Genomic DNA, 22515 nt, shown 5'->3' on the forward strand with positions numbered 1-22515 from the left:
GTTCTCCATCAATTCAGAATGGCTTCGGGCTGCGACCAACGCTCGCGGTTGGCGCGCGCAAGCGCAAAAACGTCGACGATCAGGGCCACGCTGCCGTCGCCCAGGATGGTGGCGGCGGAAATGCCCGGCACCTTGCGGTAGTTGGATTCCAGGTTCTTGACCACCACCTGGTGCTGGCCGATCAGGTGGTCCACCAGCAGCGCGAAGCGGCGGTCCTCGGCCTGCATGATGACGGCGATCGCCTGGGTGGGATCGGCCTGCGCGCCGTCCACCGAGAACACGCGGTGCATCTCGACCAGCGGCAGGTATTCGCCGCGCACGTGCATCACGCGCTCGTTGCCCGCCACCGAATAGATCTGGTCATTGGTGGGCTGCAGCGATTCGGTCACGTGGTTCAGCGGCAGGATGAAGGTTTCCTCGCCCACCCGCACCGACATGCCGTCCAGGATCGCCAGCGTCAGCGGCAGCACGATGCGCGTGGTGGTGCCGTTGCCCGGCTCGCACGACAGCTGCACGTGGCCGCCCATGTCCTGGATATTGCGGCGCACCACGTCCATGCCGACCCCGCGGCCGGAAATGTCCGTGACCTTCTCGGCGGTGGAGAAACCCGGCGCGAAGATCAGCTGCCAGATTTCGTCGTCGGGCGAGTTTTCGTTCACGGCCAGGCCCTGGGCGATGGCCTTCTTGAGGATCTTGTCGCGGTTCAGCCCGGCGCCGTCGTCGCTCACCTCGATCACGATGTTGCCGCCGTTGTGCTGGGCCGACAGCACCAGCTGCCCGACCGGGTCCTTGCCGGCGACGACCCGCTGCTCCGGGGTCTCGATGCCGTGGTCCAGGCTGTTGCGCACCAGGTGCGTGAGCGGGTCGATGATGCGCTCGATCAGGCTCTTGTCCAGTTCGGTGGCGCGGCCGTAGGTCTGCAGCTCGATCTGCTTGCCCATCTTGCTGGCGATGTCGCGCACCAGCCGCGGGAAGCGGCTGAACACGTAGTCCATCGGCATCATGCGGATCGACATGACCGCTTCCTGCAGGTCGCGCGCGTTGCGCTCGAGCTGCTCCATGCCGTTGAGCAGGCGGTCGTGCAGCACCGGGTCCAGCGTGGACGCCGTCTGCGCCAGCATCGCCTGCGTGATGACCAGTTCGCCCACCAGGTTGATCACCTGGTCGACCTTCTCGACGCCGACGCGGATCGAGGTGGATTCCTTGTCCGCGTGCGCGGGCGCGGCCGGCCGGGCCACGCGCGCGGCCTGGGTGATGGCCTCGGCTGCGGCGGCCGACTCCGCGACCACGGGCGGCGCGGCCGCAGGGGCCGATGCCGGAGCCGGCGCCGCGGCGGGCGCGGGCTGGGCGGCCGGCGCGCTGGCCGCCGGGGCGGCCTCGCGCGCGATGCTGAGCTGGTCGCCGTCGACGATGAAGCAGCACACCGCCTCGATATCGTCCGGCGTGCAGGTGCTGTCCATCCAGACCGTCAGGGCGCCGTCGGCGCGCTCGCTGGCGGTGACCGTGCCCAGGTTGCCCATCTCTTCGAGCAGCGCCGCCGCGTCCTTGTCGGACACCTTGGTGATCCGCACCCGCAGCGCCACGCTGGCGCCTTCGGCGGCAGGTTCGGCCGACGCGGCGGGTTCGGCCGGCGCGGGAGCCGGCGCAGGCGGGGCTACGGGCGCCGGGGCCGCGGCCGGGGCTGGCGCGGCGCCGGGGTCCTTATGCTCCAGCGCAAGCTGCCTCAGGACGGCGCAGATACGCTCAAACACGGCTTCATCGGGCTCTTCGGACGCTCGGTATGCATCCAGCTGGCTTTTGAGCACGTCTTTCGTTTCCAAGAAAATATCAATCATGTCCGTGCGCAGCGCCATTTCGCCGCGCCGGATCGCGTCCAGCAGGTTTTCGAGCAGATGGGTGGTGCCCGCCAGCTGCTGAAAGCAGCCGAAGGTCGCCGCGCCGCCCTTGATCGAATGGGCTGCGCGGAAGATGGCGTTCAGCTGCTCGATGTCGGGCGCGCCGACGTCCAGTTCGAGCAGCAGCTGCTCCATCTGCGCCAGCAGCTCGTCCGCCTCGTCGAAAAAGGTCTCGTAAAACTGACTGAGGTCCAATCCAGAACTCATAGTCCGCACGCCTTCATAAATGAACCCGCCCAGGGCCTGTTAACCATAAAAAGCCTCGCACAGGCTCTAAGCGCCGGCTTGCTCGTCGAGCAGTTCGGCCGCCAGTTCCACCAGCACGTCCGGGTCCACCGGCTTGGACAGCCAGCCGCAGACGCCCAGGTCGCGCGCCGCCATCTTGCTGTCCACGTCGTCCTCGGTGGTCAGCACCAGCACCGGCACGTCCTGGTAGCGATCGTCCTCGCGCAGGCCCTTGATGAGGCCCAGGCCGCCCAGCACGGGCATGTTCCAGTCGCTCACCACCAGGTCCACCGGCTGGCGCTTGGCCAGATCCAGCGCTTCCTGGCCGTTGCCGGCCGTCACCACCGTCCATCCCGCGCCCGTCAGCGTCGCCTGGACGATCATGCGCATCGTCGCCGAGTCATCCGCCACCAGTATCGTTGCCGCCATTGCTATCGAACCCCTTCGGCGGGCGGGTTGCTCTGCGCCGCGCCTGGTTTGGTTGCCGTCGTGGCGCGGACGGCGGCCTGGGCCGCCTCCACCGCCGTTCCCACCTCGCGGGCGTCGCGAGCGGTGATTTCCGCTGCCGCGGCGTTCTCGCTTTCGATGCGCCGCTGGGTGCTCTGATTGAGCACCACGAGGCTGATACGCCTATTAACGGCGGCATACGGATCATCTTTAACCAGGCTCATGCTGGACGACAGCCCCTGGATGCGCATGACCTTGCTTTCGTTCATGCCGCCGGCCACCAGCTCCTGGCGCGAAGCGTTGGCGCGGTCGGCCGACAGCTCCCAGTTGCTGTAGGCGCGCTCGCCGCGGGCGTACTGCGCCGCGTCGGTATGGCCCGAGATGCTGACTTTGTTGGGCAGCTCGTTCAGAACCGGCCCCAATTCGCGCAGGATGTCGCGCATATAGGGCTGCACCTCGGCGCGCCCGGTGGCGAACATGGGACGGTTCTGGTTGTCGATGATCTGGATGCGCAGGCCCTCGGTGGTCAGGTCGATCAGCACCTGCGGCCGGAAGGTCTGCAGCACCGGGCTGGTCTCGATCAGGTTCTCGAGGCGCTTCTTGAGGTTTTCCAGGCGGTGCTGCTCGCGGCGCTCGGCATCGCCCATGGGCTGGGACTCGACCCGGTTGCCCTGGCCGCGGCGCACGTCGCCGTCGCTGCGCAGCGGGTCCTGCCCGCCGCCCGGCACGGCGCTGGTCTCGGCCGAACTGCTGGGCCCGCCCGTGATCGCCACGCGCAGCGGCATGCGGAAGTACTCCGCGATGCCCTTCAGCTCTTCGCGCGGGACCACGCTGATCAGCCACATCACCAGGAAGAACGCCATCATCGCCGTGATGAAGTCGGCGTATGCGATCTTCCAGCTGCCGCCGTGGTGCCCGCCGCCCTTGCTTTTCTTGCGGCGGATCACCACACGGTGGTTGTTTACCGTGCTCATGGACGGCTCCGTCAGGCGCGGCCGGTCGTCGCCGACTTGGCCTGCCGCACGTGCTCTTCCAGCTCACCGAAGGTCGGGCGCACGGCCGAGAACAGCACCTTGCGGCCGAATTCCACGGCCAGCTGCGGCGGATAGCCGTTCATGCTGGCCAGCAGCGTGGTCTTGATGCACTCCAGCACCTTGGTGGCCTCGTCGCTGCGGCGCTCGATGCGCGAGGCCAGCGGCCCGACGAAGCCATAGGCCAGCAGAATGCCCAGGAACGTGCCCACCATGGCCTTGGAGATCAGGTCGCCCAGGATGGCCGGGGGCTGGTCCACGGCGGCCAGCGCCTTGATCACGCCCAGCACCGCGGCCACGATGCCGAAGGCCGGCAGGCCGTCGGCCATCTGGTGCAGCGCCCGCGCCGGCACTTCGCGCTCGTGGCGGTAAGTCTCGATTTCCTCGTCCATGAGGGTCTCGATCTCGAACGAGCTCATGTTGCCGCTGATCATGATGCGCAGGTAGTCCGTGATGAACTCCATGAGCTTCGCGTCCTTGGCGATGCGGGGATACTCGCTGAAAATCGGACTGGATTCGGGGTCCTCGATATGCGATTCGATCGCCATCAGGCCCTCGCGGCGCGCCTTGTTCAGCAGCACGTACAGCAGCGCCATCAGCTCCATGTACACGTCCTTGCCGTAGCGCGAACTCTTGAGCGCGTCGGGCAGCGCCGACTTCACCAGCGCCAGCGACTTCTTGCTGTTGCTGGCCAGGAACGCCCCGAACGCCGCGCCGAAGATGAGCGTCAGCTCGAAGGGCTGGTAGAGCGCGCCCAGATGGCCGCCCAGCGCGATGAAGCTGCCGACGACCGACACGGCCACCACAAGAAAACCGATAACAATCAACACATCAGGCCCCTGCCAACGTAGTCTAAAACCGGCGTCAATGATCCCCTGTTCCCCCCGCTCCAAAAACGTGGGTTACGGGGGGTTTTCCAGGGCTTTTGACGTATTTGGAAACAGCCCGCCGGGCCGCCTTCAGGACTGCGCGGCGTCCGCCGCGGGCGCGCAACGGGCGCCGGCGCGCGCTCGGGCCGCGGCGCGCGTCTTGCCGGCGCGGGGCGGCGGCCGGCAGATCGCGCATACGAAATCCGACTGCGGATCGTGGGCATGGGCAATGAAATGGCCGCCGCACTGGCGGCAGGCCGACAGCTGCAGCATGCCGCCATCGAAAAACCGCACCAGCATCCAGGCGCGGGTAAAGCTGAGCACGGGCTCGGCGGCCTCGGCGTTGTCCAGGCCGGCGTTCTCCAGATACAGCCGGTAGGCGTCGATGATGGCGCGTATGCCCTTGCTGCTGGTGCGCGTATTCAGGAAGGAATACACGTTGTAGAACAGCGACGAATGGATGTTCGGCAGCCAGGTCATGAACCAGTCCACCGAGAACGGCAGCATGCCCTTGGGCGGCGAGCAGCCGCGGATCTCGCGATACAACCGGGCCAGGCGGTCGTGGCTGAGGCTGGTTTCAGCCTCCAGCACCTGCAGCCGGGCTCCCAGGGTGATCATGGAACTGGCAAGCAGGATGTCGTCCGCTTCCTGGGATACGCTCTTCGAGGCCATTACAATATTTCCGGATCGCGGCAGGCCGTCAGGCCAGTTCTTCGACAGGCTGCTTGGCCAGCAGGATCGTGGCGTGCGCCTGTTGCAGCGCACCACCCAGCACGTCGTGGGTCAGCGCCGACAGCAGGCTGTAGTCATCGAACCGGAAACGGCACAGCAGCGAGCTGGAACTGGCCAGCTTGACCAACTGGGCCGGCGACAGCCGCATCAGGATATCGGCCACCTCGTTGCTGAAACCGAGGCGAAACATCGACGCCGCATAGTCGTCGCGCAGCATGCGCTGAGCTAGTAACAAATATGACAAATTGACTTCGCGAATGTCTGCCAGCAATGAATTTTCGACTTGTTGCACGCCCAAACTCCTAGTTCCGATCCCGCCCGCGCGGACTTAGATACGCAAATTTCCGGCAATCGCCGTTGCCGCAGGCCCAAATTAGGCCTGCTTTAATGCGAAATGTATCATTTGTTCGCAATTTAAGTAAAATTTACCACAGGTATTGTCATTTTCTATGACTTTTATGACAAATCTTTGTTGATATTGCGCAACTTGCCGATTTCGATACACCTTGACATAAAACTTTTTCACAAAATTTACCTCAATCACGCAAACAAGCGTTCAAAACGCGGCGTTCTTCGGGGAATGAAACCGTTTCCAGTGCCCACAATGGCACCTTGCCGACCACTCAATCGGCTCGCTTTCGCTTCCCGCGCGTTTGTCGACAATGTCGTATCTCGGCAACAGTCAGCGGCGCGCCACGATAGATTCCGTCCGACATTCCGCAATGCCCCACGCAGATGACAGCCTGGTCGACTATGCCCCGCTAGTGCGGAAGCTGGCCCTGCAATTGCTCGCCAGACTGCCGGCTAGCGTCGAGCTCGACGACTTGATACAAGCCGGCATGATCGGCCTGCTCGACGCCGTGCGGCGTTACCAGGAAACCGCCGACGCCCAGTTCGAGACCTACGCCACCACCCGCATCCGCGGCGCCATGCTCGACGAGCTCCGCGGCCAGGACTGGCTGCCCCGCAGCGTGCGCGCCAAGGCCCGCAAGATCGAACAGGCCATCCAGCAGCTGGAGCAGCGCCTGATGCGCGCGCCCAGCGAAGCCGAAATCGCGCAACAGCTCGACATCGGCCTGGGTGAATATCAGACGCTGTTGCATGACGCCCAGGGCGTGCAGATCGTCCACTACGAAGACTTCGCCGCCGACTCCGACACAGGCGGCGGCCTGGCCGACTGGTCCTCGGCGCTCGCCCACGGCTCGGCCGACGGCAACCCGCTGGACTCCCTCTTGGCCGGCGACTTCCGCCAGGCCCTGATCCACGCCATCGACGCCCTGCCCGAGCGCGAAAAACTGTTGCTGTCGCTCTGTTACGAGCAAGGCCTGAACCTCAAGGAAATCGGCGCCATCATGAACGTGACCGAAGCGCGCGTCTGCCAGCTGCGCTCCCAGGCCACGGCCCGCATCCGCGCCAAGCTCAAGGAACAGGCCTGGCAGGAACTGCCGCAGGAAGGGCAGATCGCGCAGGTGATTTGAGGCTGGCGGGGCCGCCCTCTCGCAGTCTTCTCTATATAGGTAGGGTAGCGGACGGCGCGATCGGCGCCCTCTTCTCCCCCCCCCCCGCAACAACAAGAATTTCGACTTTCGCAAAAATTCCCCTAAAGATCGATTTAGGCCTGCCGTAATCCTGGCAACGGAGAGATTCCTAGACACCCGTCGACGAACTTTCCCGTTAACACCGATGGGCGGCCTTGCTGCCCAGTTTGAAGAAGCCTTTCTCTCTTGGGAGCCTCAACATGGCAGTCATCAATACCAACTATCTGTCGCTGGTTGCGCAGAACAACCTGAACAAGTCGCAATCGTCGCTGGGCAACGCCATCGAGCGCCTGTCCTCGGGCCTGCGCATCAACAGCGCCAAGGACGACGCCGCCGGCCAGGCCATCGCCAACCGCTTCACCGCCAACGTCAACGGTCTGACGCAAGCCGCCCGCAACGCCAACGACGGTATCTCGATCGCCCAGACGACCGAAGGCGCGCTGAACGAAATCAACAACAACCTGCAGCGTATCCGTCAACTGACCGTGCAAGCTTCCAACGGCACGAATTCGGATAGCGACATGGCTTCGATCCAGGCGGAAATCACGCAGCGTCTGGATGAAATCGATCGTGTCTCCCAGCAGACCCAATTCAATGGCATCAGCGTCCTGAAAAACGGCGTTCAAGCGCTGGACATCCAAGTCGGCGCCAACGACAACGAAACCATTACAATCAATCTGGAGGCGATCGATCGCGCGAGCCTGGATCTGACTGGCTTCAGCGTGCGCACGACCATTGATGGTTCGGCCCTGACTGCTGCAACCATACAAGACACGGCAGGCGACACCGCAACCGGCGGCACGACTTTCTCGACAACCAAAGCTGACGGTAGCGCTTACGCGGCCGCTGACTTCGTCGGTGATGCCACGAACGGCTACTTCGTCAAAGACAGCGATGGCAGCTACCGCAAGGCTACCTTTACCGTGACTACCGGTACTGCGGGCGACGGTAGCGATTCGACCGTTTCCGTAACGGTCGGTGCAAAGGCCACCAACGTTGTCGCCTCCGCCGCTGAAGCGTCGACCGCCACGGCCAATCCCCTGGCCGCAATCGACAATGCACTCGCCAAAGTCGACACGCTGCGCAGTGATCTGGGTGCCATCCAGAACCGTTTCGAATCGACCGTGGCCAACCTGAACAACACGGTGAACAACCTGTCCGCCGCTCGTTCGCGTATCGAAGACGCCGACTACGCCACGGAAGTGTCGAACATGACCAAGGCTCAAATCCTGCAACAGGCTGGCACCTCGGTTCTGGCGCAAGCCAACCAAGTGCCGCAAACCGTTCTGTCGCTGCTGCGTTAATCACGCCGCAACGCCTGACGGTGACGCAAGCGCGGGCCTGATCGGTCCGCCCTGCGATCCGCAAAGCCGGGATATCCCCGGCACTCAACACAAGCCGGCATCCGCCGGCTTGTGTTTTTTCAAACTGAGATCGATCCCATTTCCATCCGCCCGTCGTCGCTGCAGGGGCTGGTATTCACAACAACAAGCTGACCTGTGTTCGTCATGCCGCCGGCGTGGTGACCTTGCCTCTCTTGGCCCTGCTAGGTCACCGAAAGCCAGCCAGAATCGGCGCCTGATGGCGCGCCCTGATCAAGCTCGGCGTACCGCAGCCGAGTGGCATTTTTGGGCATCTGTTCCCTGATTCGCCATCGGCCAAGGTGCTACATAATTGCAACCGCGCCGTTTGTATCTAGATTTTTCACACCATGACCACCTCGCCTTCCGATCCACACACACCGCAGCCCGGCAGTACCGCGGCCCCGGATCAGGCGCCAGAAGACGAGCAGACCCGCCGGCTGCTGGAAGAAAATCGTGCCCTACGCGAACTGCTGGCCGCGCAGGTACAGGCCACGCTGCCTCCACATCAACCCAACCTGCTGCGACGCCTCGGCTGGGGGCTGATCTCTGCGCCGGGCGCACTGCTGGTGCGCTGGCGCGAATTGCTGGGCCGCGACGAGGCGCGTCCCATCACCGGCAAGCGTGTGGGCTATGCGACGTTGACCGTGCTCTATACGCTGGCGATCTACGGTGCGCTCGTGCTATTGGTGGTGTCGTGGAGTTCGCCTAATGTAAGGTCCAGCGCCACGGCGGCCGAGCCCCAGCGGGTGCCGCTGACGCCGCTCGAACCCGTGCTGCCGGAACCTCTGCCGTTCACGGCTGCGCCAGAGGCGATAGTCGAGCCGGAGACGCATACCGCAACACCGGCGCAGCCGGAAGTCACGGCGCCCGAGCCTGCCACAGCGCCACGCACCCCACCCACGCCGGAACCGGCGGCTAACGCGCCGACCGGGCCGCGCTCGACCTTGCGCATCACCGAAATCCCGGCGCAGAGCCCTTGGGCTTGGCTGGATGCGCTCAGAGGCGAGCTTGCGCGTTGCGCGCAGTTGGGTTTTTTCGAACGTCCGGACTGTGCCTGGGGGGCCCGCAAGCAGTTCTGTGAACCGCATCGGGCCTGGGGTACGGTGAAGGAATGTCCAAGCCGGCCTTGAATGGGTTATAGGCAGCACCCCCAGCGGTCGTGCGCAGCCACAGCAATGCCGAAATTCGACCCCAGCAACGGGCGCCTGCAAGCTACCCCCTGACAGCGATACAAAAAAAAGCGCCGGCCCCCAAATCAGGAACCGGCGCTCGTTATCAGCAACATCGGCGGCGAACCGCTGCCTGCTTACTTCTTCTTCATCGGCGGCAAGTCCGTGCAGACGCCTTCGGCGACTTCGGCGGCCATGCCCACGGATTCGCCCAGGGTGGGGTGCGGGTGGATGGTCTTGGCGATGTCGACGACGTCGGCGCCCATTTCGACGGCCAGGGCCAGTTCGCTGATGAGGTCGCCGGCGTGGGTGCCGACGATGCCGCCGCCCAGGATGCGGTGGGTTTCAGCGTCGAAGATGAGCTTGGTGAAGCCTTCGTCGCGGCCGTTGGCGATGGCGCGGCCGGAGGCGGCCCAGGGGAAGACGCCCTTCTCGATCTTGACGCCCTGCTTCTTGGCTTCGTCTTCGGTCAGGCCGACCCAGGCCACTTCCGGATCGGTGTAGGCCACCGACGGAATGACGCGGGCGTCGAAGAAGGACTTCTGGCCGGCGGCGGTCTCGGCCGCGACGTGGCCTTCGTGCACGGCCTTGTGGGCCAGCATGGGCTGGCCGACGATGTCGCCGATGGCGTAGATGTGCGGCACGTTGGTGCGCATCTGGCGGTCGACTTCGATGAAGCCGCGGTCGGTCACTGCGATGCCGGCCTTGTCGGCGCCGATCTTCTTGCCGTTGGGGCTGCGGCCCACGGCCTGGAGCACCAGGTCGTAGCGCTGCGGCTCCTTGGGCGCGCCCTCGCCTTCGAAGCTGACGTAGATGCCGTCCTTTTTGGCTTCGGCGCCGACGGTCTTGGTCTTCAACATGATGTTGTCGAAGCGGCCGGCGTTCTTCTTCTGCCAGACCTTGACCAGGTCGCGGTCGGCGCCCTGCATCAGGCCGTCGAGCATTTCGACCACGTCCAGGCGCGCGCCCAGCGTGGAGTACACGGTGCCCATTTCCAGGCCGATGATGCCGCCGCCGATGATCAGCATCTTCTTGGGGATTTCACGCAGCAGCAAGGCGCCGGTGGAATCGACGATGCGGTCGTCCTGGGGCAGGAACGGCAGTTTCACCGACTGGCTGCCGGCGGCGATGATGGCCTGCTTGAAGCGCAGGGTCTGGGTCTTGCCGTCGGCGGCCTTGACCGTGAGGTGGTTGGGGTCGGCGAATTCGCCCACGCCGTGCACCACGGTGACCTTGCGCGCCTTGGCCATGCCGGCCAGGCCGCCGGTCAGCTTGGCGACCACGCTGTCCTTGTAGCCGCGCAGCTTGTCCAGGTCGATCTTGGGCTCGCCGAAGCTGATGCCGTGTGCGGCCAGCTCGCGCGCTTCGTCGATGATGGCGGCGTTGTGCAGCAGCGCCTTGGACGGGATGCAGCCCACGTTCAGGCAGACGCCGCCCAGGGTGTCGTAGCGTTCCACCAGGACCACGGACAGGCCCAGGTCGGCGGCGCGGAAGGCGGCGGAGTAGCCGCCGGGGCCGGCGCCCAGCACCAGCATGTCGTATTCGCCGTCGGCCGAGCCCTTGAAGCTGGCCGCGGCGGGTGCGGCGGCAGCCGCAGCAGGCGCCGCCTTGGGCGCCTCGGCGGCCTTGGGGCTTTCCTGCTTCGGAGCTTGCTTGGCGGCCGGCGCGGCGGCGGCGTCAGCGGCCTCCACTTCCAGCACCACCGTGCCTTCGGCGACCTTGTCGCCGACCTTGACGTTGACGGACTTGACCACGCCGCCCTGCGAGGCCGGGATTTCCATCGAGGCCTTGTCGGATTCGACGGTGATCAGGCTTTGCTCGGCCTTGATGGTATCGCCCACGGCGACCAGCACTTCGATGACTTCGACTTCCTTGAAGTCGCCGATGTCCGGCACTTTGATTTGAACGGTATTGCTCATGAGGCTCCCCGTTTACAGCGCGATGCGGCGGAAGTCGGCCAGCAAGGCGCCCAGATAGGCGTTGAAGCGGGCGGCCGCGGCGCCGTCGATGACGCGGTGGTCATAGGACAGCGACAGCGGCACGATCAGGCGCGGCACGAACTGCTTGCCGTCCCAGACCGGCTTGTGCGAGGAGCGCGACACGCCCAGGATGGCCACTTCGGGCGCGTTGATGATGGGCGTGAACGACGTGCCGCCGATGCCGCCCAAAGACGAGATCGAGAAGCAGCCGCCCTGCATTTCCGCGGGGGAAATCTTGCCTTCGCGGGCCTTCTTGGACAGCTCGGTCATCTCCTGGGCGATCTGCAGGATGCCCTTCTTGTCGGCGTCGCGGATCACCGGCACCACCAGCCCGTTGGGCGTGTCGGCGGCGAAGCCGATGTGGTAGTACTGCTTGAGCACCAGGTTGTCGCCGTCGAGCGAGGCGTTGAACTCGGGGAACTTCTTCAGGGCCGCGACCACGGCCTTGATCAGGAAGGCCAGCATCGTGACCTTGATGCCCGCTTTTTCGTTTTCCTTGTTCAGCGTGACGCGCAGCGCTTCCAGGTCGGTGATGTCCGCTTCGTCGTTGTTGGTGACGTGCGGGATCATGACCCAGTTGCGGTGCAGGTTGGCGCCCGAGATCTTCTTGATGCGCGACAGCGGCTTGGCTTCGATCGGGCCGAACTTGGTGAAGTCGACCTTGGGCCAGGGCAGCAGGCCCAGCGCGGCGCCGTCGGCCGAGCCGCCCGCGGCGGCCGCGGTGGCGCCGGAGGCCAGCGCCTGCTTGACGAAGGCGCGCACGTCGTCGGCGGTGATGCGGTCCTTGGGACCGGTGCCCTTGACCTTGCTGAGATTCACGCCCAGTTCGCGGGCGAACTTGCGCACCGACGGCGAGGCGTGCGGCAGCTGGCCCGGCTTGAGGTTGGCGTCTTCGAGCGCGGCGGTGGGGGCCGGACGCTGGGCGGGAGCCGGGGCGGCGGCCGCCGGCGCGGGCGCGGCTTCAGCCTTGGCGGCAGGCGCCGGCGCGGCTTCGGCCTTGGCGGCCGGGGCGGCGGCGGGCGCGGCGCCCTCCACCACGGCCACGACCGAGCCCTTGGCGACCTTGTCGCCGACCTTGACCTTCACTTCCTTGACCACCCCGCCCTGCGAGGCCGGGATTTCCATCGAGGCCTTGTCGGACTCGACCGTGATCAGGCTTTGCTCGGGCTTGATGGTGTCGCCGACCTGGACCATGACTTCGATGACTTCGACTTCCTTGAAGTCGCCGATGTCGGGCACCTGGATCTCGACCGGGCCGCTGGCGGCGGCCGGCGCGGCGGCTTCGGCCTTGGCCGCGGGCGCGGCGGCGGGCTGGGATTCGGCCTTGGGCGCTTCCTGCTTCGGGGCTTCCTTGGCGGCCGGCGCGGCGGCGCCGTCGGCGGCCTCCACTTCCAGCACCACCGTGCCTTCGGCGACCTTGTCGCCGACCTTGACGTTGATGGACTTCACCACTCCGCCCTGCGAGGCCGGGATCTCCATCGAGGCCTTGTCGGATTCGACGGTGATCAGGCTTTGTTCGGCCTTGATCGTATCGCCCACCGCAACCAGGACCTCGATAACTTCCACTTCCTTGAAGTCGCCGATGTCGGGAACCTTGATTTGCACGATATCGCTCATGTCTTTTTACCCTCAGGCGTATTGCGGGTTGGCTTTGTTCGGGTTGATGCCGTACTTCTTGATGGCTTCGGCCACCTTGGCGACGGGCACCTTGCCTTCATCGGCCAGCGCGCGCAGCGCGGCCAGGACGACGAAGTGGCGATCCACTTCGAAGTGCTCGCGCAGCTTGTAGCGGAAGTCCGAACGGCCGAAACCGTCGGTGCCCAGCACCTTGTACTCGCGGCCCTTGGGGATGAAGGGGCGGATCTGGTCGGCGTACAGCTTCATGTAGTCGGTCGACGCGATGATCGGGCCTTCCGTGCCGGCCAGCTGTTCGGTGACGTAGGCGACCTGCGGCTTCTTGTCCTCGGGGTGCAGCATGTTGTGGCGCTCGGCGTCCAGGCCGTGGCGGCGCAGCTCGGTGAAGCTGGTGACGCTCCAGACGTCGGAGGCCACGCCCCAGTCGGCTTCCAGCAGTTGCTGCGCTTCCAGCACTTCGCGCAGGATCGTGCCCGAGCCCATCAGCTGCACGCGGTTCTTGCCCTTGCCGTGCGACTTCAGCTTGTACATGCCGCGGATGATGCCTTCCTCGTCGCCCTTGGTCAGACCGGGCTGCGGGTAGTTTTCGTTCATCACCGTCAGGTAGTAGTACACGTTCTCCTGGTCTTCCACCATGCGCTTCAAGCCATGCTGGATGATCACGGCCAGTTCGTGGCCGAAGGTCGGGTCGTACGAGACGCAGTTGGGGATGGTCGAGGCCAGGATGTGGCTGTGGCCGTCTTCGTGCTGCAGGCCTTCGCCGTTGAGCGTGGTGCGCCCGGCGGTGCCGCCCAGCAGGAAGCCGCGCGCCTGCATGTCGCCGGCCGCCCAGGCCAGGTCGCCGATGCGCTGGAACCCGAACATCGAGTAGTAGATGAAGAACGGGATCATGATGCGGTTGTTCGAGGAGTACGACGTGGCCGCCGCGATCCACGAGCTCATGGCGCCCGCTTCGTTGATGCCTTCCTGCAGGAGCTGGCCGTCGGCCGCTTCCTTGTAGTACATGACCTGGTCCTTGTCGACCGGGGTGTACTTCTGGCCTTCCGGCGCGTAGATGCCGATCTGGCGGAACAGGCCTTCCATGCCGAAGGTGCGCGATTCGTCGGCCAGGATGGGCACGACGCGCGGACCGAGTTCCTTGTCGCGCAGGATCTGGTTCAGGATGCGCACGAAAGCCTGGGTGGTGGAGATTTCGCGGCCTTCCGCGGTGGGCTCCAGCACGGCCTTGAAGGCGTCCAGCGCCGGGGCCTTGAGCTGCTCGTCGGCCTTCTGGCGGCGGTGCGGCAGGTAGCCGCCCAGCGCGGCGCGGCGCTCGTGCAGGTACTTCATTTCGGGGGAATCGTCGGCCGGCTTGAAGTACGGCAGATCGGCCAGCTTGTCATCCGGGATGGGGATGGCGAAGCGGTCGCGGAATTCGCGGATGGAATCCAGCTCCAGCTTCTTCTGCTGGTGGGTCGGGTTCTTGGCCTGGCCGACGTGGCCCATGCCGTAGCCCTTGATGGTCTTGGCCAGGATCACGGTGGGCTGGCCTTCGTGCTTGGTGGCCGCGTCGAAGGCCGCGAACACCTTGTGCGGGTCATGGCCGCCGCGGTTCAGGCGCCAGATGTCCTCGTCGCTCATGCGCGACACGGCTTCCAGCAGCTTGGGGTGCTTGCCGAAGAAGTTCTCGCGCACGAACTTGCCGTCGTTGGCCTTGTACGCCTGGTACTCGCCGTCCACGGTGTCTTCCATGATCTGGCGCAGGATGCCTTCCTTGTCGTGGGCCAGCAGCGGGTCCCAGTAGCCGCCCCAGATCAGCTTGATCACGTTCCAGCCCGAACCGCGGAAGTCGCCTTCCAGTTCCTGGATGATCTTGCCGTTGCCGCGCACCGGGCCGTCCAGGCGCTGCAGGTTGCAGTTGATCACGAAGATCAGGTTGTCGAGCTTTTCGCGCGCGGCCAGGGCGATGGCGCCCAGCGACTCGGGTTCGTCCATTTCGCCGTCGCCGCAGAACACCCAGACCTTGCGCTTGCTGGTGTCGGCGATGCCGCGGGCGTGCAGGTACTTCAGGAAGCGCGCCTGGTAGATGGCCATCAGCGGGCCCAGGCCCATCGACACCGTCGGGAACTGCCAGAAGTCCGGCATCAGCTTGGGGTGCGGGTACGAGGACAGGCCCTTGCCGTCGACTTCCTGGCGGAAGTGGTTGAGCTGGTCTTCGGTCAGGCGGCCTTCGAGGTAGGCGCGGCCGTACATGCCGGGCGAGGTGTGGCCCTGGAAGTAGACCAGATCGCCGCCGTGGTTTTCGTCCTCGGCGTGCCAGAAGTGGTTCTGGCCGCAGCCGATCATGGTGGCCAGCGAGGCGAAGGAGGCGATGTGGCCGCCCAGGTCGCCGCCGTCGGGCGGATTGTGCTTGTTGGCCTTGACCACCATGGCCATGGCGTTCCAGCGCACGTACGAACGGATGCGGGCTTCCAGTTCCAGGTTGCCCGGATGCGCCGGCTCCAGGCCGGGCGGGATGGTGTTGACGTAGGCGGTGTTGGGCGAGAACGGGATGTGGGCGCCGGAACGGCGCGCCTCATCGATCAGGCGTTCGAGCAGGTAGTGGGCGCGCTGCGGTCCTTCGCGGTCGAGGACTGCCGCCAGGGCTTCGAGCCACTCCTGGGTTTCTAGGGTGTCTTCGTCGTTGGCGGCCTGCACGGCGCCAGCCTGGGCGAAAGAGGACATCGTGTGTCTCCTGTTGGGTTCGTTCGTGACCACACCCGCTTCTTGTCTGCTCGCGGACATGCCATGGTAGCCGGGATCATCCGGGCTACCATGTCATGCATGGGTCGGGGTGTACAGAGAGCTGCCAGGGGCCCGGTCAGGGGTTCCCTATCAGCCGGCATTCTAAGAAGGAAGGATAACCGGTCGCAAGGAAAATTTCATGTTGCGGTACGGCATTTCATAATATGGAAAATTGACCGGAAGCTGAACGCCATCTTTTCATCCCTTTGGATATGTCCTCCAAAAGGAGGTGTCGATTCCCGGCAATTCACCGCCAATAGGCACTAAAATGCCCGGTCTATCTGGCCCGAATTCCATGTCCAGCGCGCCCAAGTCCAATATACCCACGCCGTTCCACGACCACGCCCGCACGCGCCGACGCGGGGTGTACTGGGTCACGCCCGCCATGGTGCTGATCCTCTATATCTGCGTGATGGCGGTGTTCTTCTGGTTGCAGCGCATCCACGACGACAGCGTCATGTTCGTGACGATCGACCAGGAAATGCGCCAGCAGCGCCTGATCTGGGTGGTGCTGGCGCTGTCCTGCGTGATCGTCATCAGCCTGCTGATGCTGTGGCGCTATACGCGCTTTCGCTCGTCGGCCGAGGCCGCGCTGATCGCGGAAACGGGTTTTCGCCGGGCCATGGAAAACTCCATGTCCACCGGCATGCGCGTGCTCGACATGGAAGGCCGCATCGCCTATGTCAATCCGGCCTTCTGCCGCATGATCGGCTGGAACGAGGCCGACCTGATCGGCCGCAGCCCGCCCTTCCCCTACTGGGTGCCGGGCCGCCACGAGCAGCACCAGCACACGCTGGACGTGCTGATGTCGGGCAAGACGCCCAGCAGCGGCCTGGAAGTCGAGGCCCAGCGCCGCGACGGCTCGCGCTTCACCGCCCGCATGTACGTCTCGCCGCTGCTCGACCCCAACGGCAACCAGATCGGCTGGATGACCTCCATGACCGACATCACCGAACCCAAGCGCATCCGCGAGGCGCTGACCGCCGCGCATGAACGCTTCATGACGGTGCTGGAAGGCCTGGACGACGCCATCTCGGTCACCGCCGACACCCACGACGGCCTGGAGCTGCTGTTCGCCAACCGCACCTACCGCCGCGTCTTCGGCGCCCAGACCGGCGGCCACGACGAGCTGCTGGCCGGCCGCCGCGGCCGCTTCACCGACGAGTCGGTCGAAGTCTTCGCGCCTTCGGTGCAGCGCTGGTTCGAGGTGCACCACCGCATGCTGGCCTGGACCGACGGGCGCCGCGTGCGCATGCAGGTGGCGCGCGACATCACCGAGCGCCGCGTCCACGAAGAAGCCTCGCGCGTGCAGCAGGAGAAGATCCAGCTCACCAGCCGCCTGACCACCATGGGCGAAATGGCCTCCTCGCTGGCGCACGAACTGAACCAGCCGCTGACCGCCATCGCCAACTACAGCATGGGCGCGGTGGCCCTGGTCAAGGCCGGCCACACCAGCCCCAACATGCTGCTGCCGGCGCTGGAAAAGGCCGCCTCGCAGGCCGAACGCGCCGGCAAGATCATCAGCCGCATCCGCGAATTCGTGAAGCGCAGCGAGCCGCGCCGCCAGCGCGTGGCCATCGGCCGCATCGTCGACAACGCCATCGGCTTCGCCGAGATCGACGCGCGCAAGCGCCGCATCCGCATCGACAGCTTCGTGCCGTCGAACGCGCCGGACGTGCTGGCCGACCCCATCCTGATCGAGCAGGTGCTGCTGAACCTGCTGAAGAACGGGCTGGAGGCCATGGAAAAGAGCGAATCCGACGAGCTCAAGGTCGCCGTGATCCTGCACGACCAGCATATCGAAGTGGCCGTGGTCGACCGCGGCCACGGCCTGGCCGAGCCCGAGCGCCTGTTCGAACCCTTCTTCAGCACCAAGACCCAGGGCCTGGGCATGGGGCTGAATATCTGCCGTACCATTATCGAATCGCACCACGGCCGCCTGTGGGCAGACCCCAACCCCGCCGGCGGCACCATCTTCCGCTTTACCCTGCCCTGCGCTGCGACCCAGACGCAGGCCCAGAACGATCAGTCCGAGGAGTTGCACGCATGAACACGCCCCCCCTGTCGAGCACGGTATTCATTGTCGACGACGACGAAGCGGTACGCGATTCGCTGCGCTGGCTATTGGAGGCCAATGGCTACCGCGTTCGCGCCTACGCCAGCGGCGAATCGTTCCTGGAAGACTACGACGCCAGCCAGGTCGGCGTGCTGATCGCCGACGTGCGCATGCCCGGCATGAGCGGCCTCGAACTGCAGGAACAGCTGATCGCCCGCAATGCGCCGCTGCCCATCGTCTTCATCACCGGCCACGGCGACGTGCCCATGGCCGTGTCCACCATGAAGAAAGGCGCGGTCGACTTCCTGGAAAAGCCGTTCAACGAATCCGATCTGCGCGAAATCGTGGCGCGCATGCTGGAGCAGGCGACGCAGCGCGTCAGCAAGCACCAGGCCCAGAAGGACCACGAAGCCATGCTGGCGCGCCTGACCGCGCGCGAGCAACAGGTGCTGGAGCGCATCGTCGCCGGCCGCTTGAACAAGCAGATCGCCGACGACCTGGGCATCAGCATCAAGACCGTCGAGGCGCACCGCGCCAACATCATGGAAAAACTTGAAGTGACCACTGTTGCAGATTTGATGAAAGTGGCCTTGGCCAAACCCGAGGCTCATGCATGACAGCCAGGATTATTGACGGCGCCGCCCTGTCGCAGCGCATCCGCGAAGAAGTCGCCCAACGCGTCGCCGCCCTGGCCGCCAAGGGCACCCGCCCCGGCCTGGCCGTGGTGCTGGTGGGCGAAGACCCCGCCTCCCAGGTCTACGTGCGCAACAAGGTCGCCGCCTGCGAAAAGGCCGGCCTGCATTCCGTGAAAGAGCAGTATCCCGCCGACATGACCGAGGCCGAACTGCTGGCCCGCATCGGCGAACTGAACCGCGATCCGTCCATCCACGGCATCCTGGTGCAGCTGCCGCTGCCCAAGCACATGGACTCGCACAAGGTCATCGAGGCCATCGCGGCCGAGAAGGACGTGGACGGCTTCCACATCAGCAACGCCGGCCTGCTCATGACCGGCCAGCCGCTGTTCCGCCCGTGCACGCCCTACGGCGTGATGAAGATGCTGGAATCCGAAGGCGTGGCGCTGCGCGGCGCCGAGGCCGTGATCGTCGGCGCCAGCAACATCGTCGGCAAGCCGATGGCCATGCTGCTGTTGCAGGCCGGCGCCACCATCACCATCTGCAACTCCAAGACGCGCGACCTGGCGGCGCAGACCCGCCGCGCCGACGTGCTGGTGGTCGCCACCGGCAAGCCCGGCATGATCGACGGCTCGATGATCAAGCCCGGCGCCGTCGTCATCGACGTGGGCATCAACCGCGGCGCCGACGGCAAGCTCTGCGGCGACGTGGACTTCGCTTCCGCCAAGGAAGTGGCCGGCGCCATCACGCCCGTGCCGGGCGGCGTGGGCCCCATGACCATCGCGATGCTGCTGGTCAATACCGTCGAGGCGGCGGAACGGGCCGCGGCCTGACGGCCGGCGCGCCGGCGGCCGCCCTGGCCGCGGCGCCGGTCCTGCGATCTGCCCTTGCGTTCGGGCAGATCGCCCTCACCTGATTCTCATGCCCTTGCCGGCGCCCGGGCGCCGTTCACCCCTTTCCAGCCTGTAACACCATGACCCAGAATCCCCTGCTCGCCCCAGTCTCCGACCTCGTCGATTACGCGGCCGTCAAGCCCTCGCACATCGTGCCGGCCGTCGAGCAGCTGCTGGGCATCGCCCGCCAGGCCGTGGACGCGGCCGCCGACCCGCAACTGGCGCCGACCTGGGAAGCCGTGGTCGAGCCGCTGGACACCGCCTCGGAACGCCTGTGGCGCGCCTGGTCGGTGGCCGGCCACCTGAACGCCGTGGTCAATACGCCGGAGCTGCGCGAGGCCTACAACGCCGCCCTGCCCCTGGTCACCGAATTCTCCACCTGGGTCGGCCTGCACGAAGGCCTGTACAAGCAATACCAGCGCCTGGCCGCCGCCCCCGATTTCGCGTCCTGGACGCCGGTGCGCCGCCGCATCGTCGACATGGCGCTGCGCGACTTCCGCCTCAGCGGCGTGGAGCTGCAGGGCGCCGACCGGGAACGCTACGCCGCCATTTCCGACCGCGAGGCCCAGGCTTCGCAGAAGTTCTCCGAGAACGTGCTGGACGCGATCGACGCCTGGTCGCTGCTGGTCGAGGACGAATCGCGCCTGGCCGGCATCCCGGCCGACGTGCGGGCCGCGGCCCGCGCCGCCGCCGAGGAAGACGGCAAGCCGGGCTGGAAGCTGACGCTGAAGATGCCCTGCTACCTGCCCGTGATGCAGTACGCGCACGACCGCTCGCTGCGCGAGGCGCTGTACCGCGGCTACGGCACGGTGGCCTCCGAACAGGGCGACGCGCGCTACGACAATTCCCCGCTGATCGAAGAACTGCTGGCGCTGCGCGCCGAAGAGTCCGGCCTGCTGGGTCTGGGCACGTTCGCGGCGCTGCGCCTGCAGACCCGCATGGCGCGCGACGCGCGCGAAGTCACCGTGTTCCTGCGCGACCTGGCCGCGCGCGCCAAGCCGTTCGCCGAACGCGACCTGGCCGAACTCAAGGCCTACGCCAGCGCCGAACTGGGCCTGGACGAACTGCAGCCCTGGGACGTGCCCTTTGCCTCGGAACGCCTGCGCGAGTCGCGCTACGCCTATTCCGAGGACGAGGTGAAGCAGTATTTCACCGAACCGCGCGTGCTGGCCGGCCTGTTCGAGGTCATCGAAACGCTTTTCGACGTGCGCCTGCAGGAAACCCCGGTCTCGTCCTGGCATGCCGACGTGCGCGGCGTGCGCGTGGAAAGCCCGGACGGCAAGCTCATCGGCCATCTGTACCTGGACCTGTACGCGCGCGCCGGCAAGCAAAGCGGCGCCTGGGTCGACAGCGAGCGCACCCGCCGGGTCGTGGCCGGCCGTCTGCAGACGCCCATCGCCTATCTGACCTGCAATTTCTCGCGCCCCAACGGCGACAAGGCCGCGGTCCTGACCCACGACGACGTCATCACGCTGTTCCATGAAACCGGCCACGCGCTGCATGCCCTGCTGTCCGAGGTCGACGAGCCGGGCGCGTCCGCGTTCGCCAGCGTGGAATGGGACGCCATCGAACTGCCTTCGCAGTTCATGGAGAACTTCTGCTGGGAATGGGCCGTGGTGCAGAAGCTGTCTGCCCACGTCGACACCGGCGAGCCGCTGCCGCGCGCGCTCTACGACCGCCTGGTCGCCGCCCGCAACTACCAGAGCGGCATGCAGACGGTGCGCCAGATCGAGTTCGCCCTGTTCGACATGCTGATGCACGACCGCGCCACCGGCGCCTCGATCGCCGAGGTGATGGATCTGCTGCAGGAAGTGCGCAAGGAAGTGGCGGTGCTGTTCCCGCCGGCCTGGCACCGGTTCCCGCATGCCTTCTCGCACCTGTTCGCCGGCGGCTACGGCGCCGGCTACTACAGCTACAAGTGGGCCGAGGTGCTGTCGGCCGACGCCTACGAGGCCTTCGAGGAAGCCGCCGCCCTGCAGGCCGGCAACGCGCTGAGCACGCTGGACCCCGCCACCGGCGCGCGCTTCCGGCGCGAGGTGCTGGCGGTGGGCGGCTCGCGCCCGGCGGCGGAATCCTTCGCCGCCTTCCGCGGACGCGCCCCGCGCATCGACGCGCTGCTGCGCCACAGCGGCATGACGCCGGCCTGACCCCACGACGCCACGACGCCTGACGGCCCGCCGCGCGCGGGCCGTTTGTATTTTGCGGTCACGGCTTGCGGGTAGAATCCAGAGGTTTACCCTGCAACCGGCCTTTGGACTCATGCGACACCTTATTTCCGGCCGCGCCTGGCGTGGCCTGCTGCTGGCTTTCTGCGTATTCCTTGCCGCCTGCGGCGAAAGAAACGTCGACTGGACCCTCTACAACGTCAAGGGCCACCTGCCCGACCTGAAATTCTCGCTGTCCGGCGCCGGCGGCAAAACGGTCAGCAGCGACGACCTCAAGGGCAAGACCGTGCTGCTGTTTTTCGGCTACGCCAGCTGCCCCGACATCTGCCCCACCACCATGGCGCAACTGACGGCCGTGCTGCAGAACCTGGGCGACGAGGCCAAGGACGTGCGCATCCTGTTCGTCAGCGTGGACCCGCACCGCGACACGCCCGACATCCTGCAGGCCTACGTCAACGCCTTCAACAGCAACGCCATCGGCGTGACCGGCGACGAAAAGCAGATCGCCGACCTGGCGCGCCGCTACCGCGTGGCCTACCAGATCGAAAAGCCGCGCCCGGGCGACGACGCCGACATGTACGAGGTCACCCACAGCCGCGGCGTGTACATCTTCGACAAGGACGGCAAGGCCCGCCTGCTGGCCTCGGACACCGACAGCGTCGAGGCGCTGACCAAGGATGTGCGCCAGCTGATCGAGCTGACTTCCTGAGCCGGCGCGCGCCGCATACTTGTTGTTACAGCCGGCGCGACCCGGGCATGGGTATCATCTGTGCACACTGCCCCCTTTTACTCTAGTAAGGAGTACGCGCATGAGCATCATCATCATGATCATCGTCGGGTTCATCGTGGGCCTGATCGCCCGCGCCATCATGCCCGGAGACCAGAACATGGGGATCATCATGACCACGATTCTGGGTATCATCGGCGCCGTCGTCGCCGGCTTCCTCGGGCAATCGCTGGGCTGGTACGCCCCCGGCGAACCGGCCGGCTGGATCGGATCGGTCGTCGGCGCGATCATCGTGCTGTTCGTGGTGGGCCTGATCGCCAAGAAACGGGCTTGACGGTATGAATGGATGAAAAACGGGGCTGGTCTTTCGACCAGCCCCGTTTTTTTTGTAGAGG

General features: G+C 65.7%; 18 protein-coding genes. 9 read left to right on the forward strand and 9 right to left on the reverse strand.

What is annotated here, in order from left to right; translation table 11 throughout:
* Positions 1-8 precede the first annotated feature (8 nt).
* From cheA to flhD, 6 genes are all read right to left on the reverse strand, one after another.
* Positions 9-2102, reverse strand: a complete 2094-nt coding sequence (cheA, locus tag A6B37_RS07020) for a chemotaxis protein CheA (RefSeq protein ID WP_111825296.1) — start codon at positions 2100-2102, stop codon at positions 9-11.
* Between the two features lie 66 nt (positions 2103-2168).
* Positions 2169-2549 (reverse strand): response regulator, encoded by a 381-nt coding sequence (locus A6B37_RS07025; RefSeq protein ID WP_102770888.1) that lies wholly within the window; start codon positions 2547-2549, stop codon positions 2169-2171.
* Between the two features lie 2 nt (positions 2550-2551).
* On the reverse strand, positions 2552-3541 hold the full coding sequence (motB, locus tag A6B37_RS07030) for a flagellar motor protein MotB (RefSeq protein ID WP_102770887.1): 990 nt from the start codon (positions 3539-3541) through the stop codon (positions 2552-2554).
* A gap of 11 nt (positions 3542-3552) precedes the next feature.
* Positions 3553-4428, reverse strand: coding sequence for a flagellar motor stator protein MotA (gene motA / locus A6B37_RS07035; RefSeq protein WP_102770886.1), 876 nt, complete (start codon positions 4426-4428; stop codon positions 3553-3555).
* A gap of 129 nt (positions 4429-4557) precedes the next feature.
* Positions 4558-5139: a flagellar transcriptional regulator FlhC gene (gene flhC, locus A6B37_RS07040; protein ID WP_111825297.1), complete on the reverse strand. Its 582-nt coding sequence runs from the start codon at positions 5137-5139 to the stop codon at positions 4558-4560.
* 28 nt (positions 5140-5167) lie between these two features.
* Positions 5168-5491, reverse strand: coding sequence for a flagellar transcriptional regulator FlhD (flhD, locus tag A6B37_RS07045; protein ID WP_006219025.1), 324 nt, complete (start codon positions 5489-5491; stop codon positions 5168-5170).
* Positions 5492-5921: 430 nt separating this feature from the next.
* Between flhD and A6B37_RS07050 the strand changes: the two genes are divergently transcribed.
* From A6B37_RS07050 to A6B37_RS07060, 3 genes are all read left to right on the forward strand, one after another.
* Complete coding sequence (locus tag A6B37_RS07050; RefSeq protein WP_111825298.1) at positions 5922-6677, forward strand: RNA polymerase sigma factor FliA; 756 nt, start codon at positions 5922-5924, stop codon at positions 6675-6677.
* A 260-nt stretch (positions 6678-6937) separates the two neighbouring features.
* A complete protein-coding gene (locus A6B37_RS07055; RefSeq protein ID WP_111825299.1) occupies positions 6938-8041 on the forward strand; it encodes a FliC/FljB family flagellin in 1104 nt (367 codons plus the stop codon).
* A 407-nt stretch (positions 8042-8448) separates the two neighbouring features.
* On the forward strand, positions 8449-9231 hold the full coding sequence (locus tag A6B37_RS07060) for a hypothetical protein (RefSeq protein ID WP_111825300.1): 783 nt from the start codon (positions 8449-8451) through the stop codon (positions 9229-9231).
* Between the two features lie 176 nt (positions 9232-9407).
* Here A6B37_RS07060 and lpdA read toward each other — a convergent pair whose 3' ends face one another.
* Genes lpdA through aceE form a run of 3 tightly spaced genes read right to left on the reverse strand, consistent with a single transcriptional unit; the run spans position 9408 to position 15587 of the window.
* Positions 9408-11189, reverse strand: coding sequence for a dihydrolipoyl dehydrogenase (gene lpdA, locus A6B37_RS07065; RefSeq protein WP_111825301.1), 1782 nt, complete (start codon positions 11187-11189; stop codon positions 9408-9410).
* A gap of 12 nt (positions 11190-11201) precedes the next feature.
* Complete coding sequence (aceF, locus tag A6B37_RS07070; protein WP_102770876.1) at positions 11202-12866, reverse strand: dihydrolipoyllysine-residue acetyltransferase; 1665 nt, start codon at positions 12864-12866, stop codon at positions 11202-11204.
* A gap of 12 nt (positions 12867-12878) precedes the next feature.
* Positions 12879-15587 carry a pyruvate dehydrogenase (acetyl-transferring), homodimeric type gene (aceE, locus tag A6B37_RS07075; protein WP_102770875.1) on the reverse strand — a complete coding sequence of 903 codons (2709 nt, stop codon included), beginning with the start codon at positions 15585-15587 and terminating at the stop codon, positions 12879-12881.
* A gap of 355 nt (positions 15588-15942) precedes the next feature.
* Here aceE and A6B37_RS07080 point away from each other — a divergent pair, with 355 nt between their 5' ends.
* From A6B37_RS07080 to A6B37_RS07105, 6 genes are all read left to right on the forward strand, one after another.
* Positions 15943-17697, forward strand: coding sequence for a PAS domain S-box protein (locus A6B37_RS07080; RefSeq protein ID WP_043545732.1), 1755 nt, complete (start codon positions 15943-15945; stop codon positions 17695-17697).
* Positions 17694-18320 carry a response regulator transcription factor gene (locus tag A6B37_RS07085; RefSeq protein WP_102770874.1) on the forward strand — a complete coding sequence of 209 codons (627 nt, stop codon included), beginning with the start codon at positions 17694-17696 and terminating at the stop codon, positions 18318-18320. Before A6B37_RS07080 ends, A6B37_RS07085 begins: the two co-directional genes overlap by 4 nt.
* Positions 18317-19168 (forward strand): bifunctional methylenetetrahydrofolate dehydrogenase/methenyltetrahydrofolate cyclohydrolase FolD, encoded by an 852-nt coding sequence (folD, locus tag A6B37_RS07090; protein ID WP_102770873.1) that lies wholly within the window; start codon positions 18317-18319, stop codon positions 19166-19168. The genes A6B37_RS07085 and folD overlap by 4 nt, the downstream gene beginning before the upstream one ends.
* Positions 19169-19308: 140 nt before the next feature.
* The gene (locus A6B37_RS07095; RefSeq protein ID WP_111825302.1) at positions 19309-21375 is read left to right on the forward strand and encodes a M3 family metallopeptidase; all 2067 of its coding nucleotides are present in this window, start codon (positions 19309-19311) and stop codon (positions 21373-21375) included.
* 112 nt (positions 21376-21487) lie between these two features.
* Entirely contained in the window at positions 21488-22102 is a 615-nt protein-coding gene (locus A6B37_RS07100) for an SCO family protein (RefSeq protein ID WP_102770871.1), read from the forward strand.
* Between the two features lie 100 nt (positions 22103-22202).
* On the forward strand, positions 22203-22454 hold the full coding sequence (locus tag A6B37_RS07105) for a GlsB/YeaQ/YmgE family stress response membrane protein (RefSeq protein ID WP_102770870.1): 252 nt from the start codon (positions 22203-22205) through the stop codon (positions 22452-22454).
* The last annotated feature ends 61 nt before the right edge of the window (positions 22455-22515 follow it).

This window comes from Achromobacter sp. HZ01 (assembly GCF_003267925.1).
Lineage (GTDB): Bacteria > Pseudomonadota > Gammaproteobacteria > Burkholderiales > Burkholderiaceae_B > Achromobacter > Achromobacter pulmonis_A.

Bases quoted from the DNA above. Each gene is read 5' to 3' on its own strand.
- cheA (WP_111825296.1), bottom strand. From the start codon at position 2,102: ATGAGTTCTGGATTGGACCTCAGTCAGTTTTACGAGACCTTTTTCGAC.
- A6B37_RS07025 (WP_102770888.1), bottom strand. From the start codon at position 2,549: ATGGCGGCAACGATACTGGTGGCGGATGACTCGGCGACGATGCGCATG.
- motB (WP_102770887.1), bottom strand. From the start codon at position 3,541: ATGAGCACGGTAAACAACCACCGTGTGGTGATCCGCCGCAAGAAAAGC.
- flhC (WP_111825297.1), bottom strand. From the start codon at position 5,139: ATGGCCTCGAAGAGCGTATCCCAGGAAGCGGACGACATCCTGCTTGCC.
- A6B37_RS07050 (WP_111825298.1), top strand. From the start codon at position 5,922: ATGCCCCACGCAGATGACAGCCTGGTCGACTATGCCCCGCTAGTGCGG.
- A6B37_RS07055 (WP_111825299.1), top strand. From the start codon at position 6,938: ATGGCAGTCATCAATACCAACTATCTGTCGCTGGTTGCGCAGAACAAC.
- A6B37_RS07060 (WP_111825300.1), top strand. From the start codon at position 8,449: ATGACCACCTCGCCTTCCGATCCACACACACCGCAGCCCGGCAGTACC.
- lpdA (WP_111825301.1), bottom strand. From the start codon at position 11,189: ATGAGCAATACCGTTCAAATCAAAGTGCCGGACATCGGCGACTTCAAG.
- aceF (WP_102770876.1), bottom strand. From the start codon at position 12,866: ATGAGCGATATCGTGCAAATCAAGGTTCCCGACATCGGCGACTTCAAG.
- aceE (WP_102770875.1), bottom strand. From the start codon at position 15,587: ATGTCCTCTTTCGCCCAGGCTGGCGCCGTGCAGGCCGCCAACGACGAA.
- A6B37_RS07080 (WP_043545732.1), top strand. From the start codon at position 15,943: ATGTCCAGCGCGCCCAAGTCCAATATACCCACGCCGTTCCACGACCAC.
- A6B37_RS07085 (WP_102770874.1), top strand. From the start codon at position 17,694: ATGAACACGCCCCCCCTGTCGAGCACGGTATTCATTGTCGACGACGAC.
- folD (WP_102770873.1), top strand. From the start codon at position 18,317: ATGACAGCCAGGATTATTGACGGCGCCGCCCTGTCGCAGCGCATCCGC.
- A6B37_RS07095 (WP_111825302.1), top strand. From the start codon at position 19,309: ATGACCCAGAATCCCCTGCTCGCCCCAGTCTCCGACCTCGTCGATTAC.
- A6B37_RS07100 (WP_102770871.1), top strand. From the start codon at position 21,488: ATGCGACACCTTATTTCCGGCCGCGCCTGGCGTGGCCTGCTGCTGGCT.
- A6B37_RS07105 (WP_102770870.1), top strand. From the start codon at position 22,203: ATGAGCATCATCATCATGATCATCGTCGGGTTCATCGTGGGCCTGATC.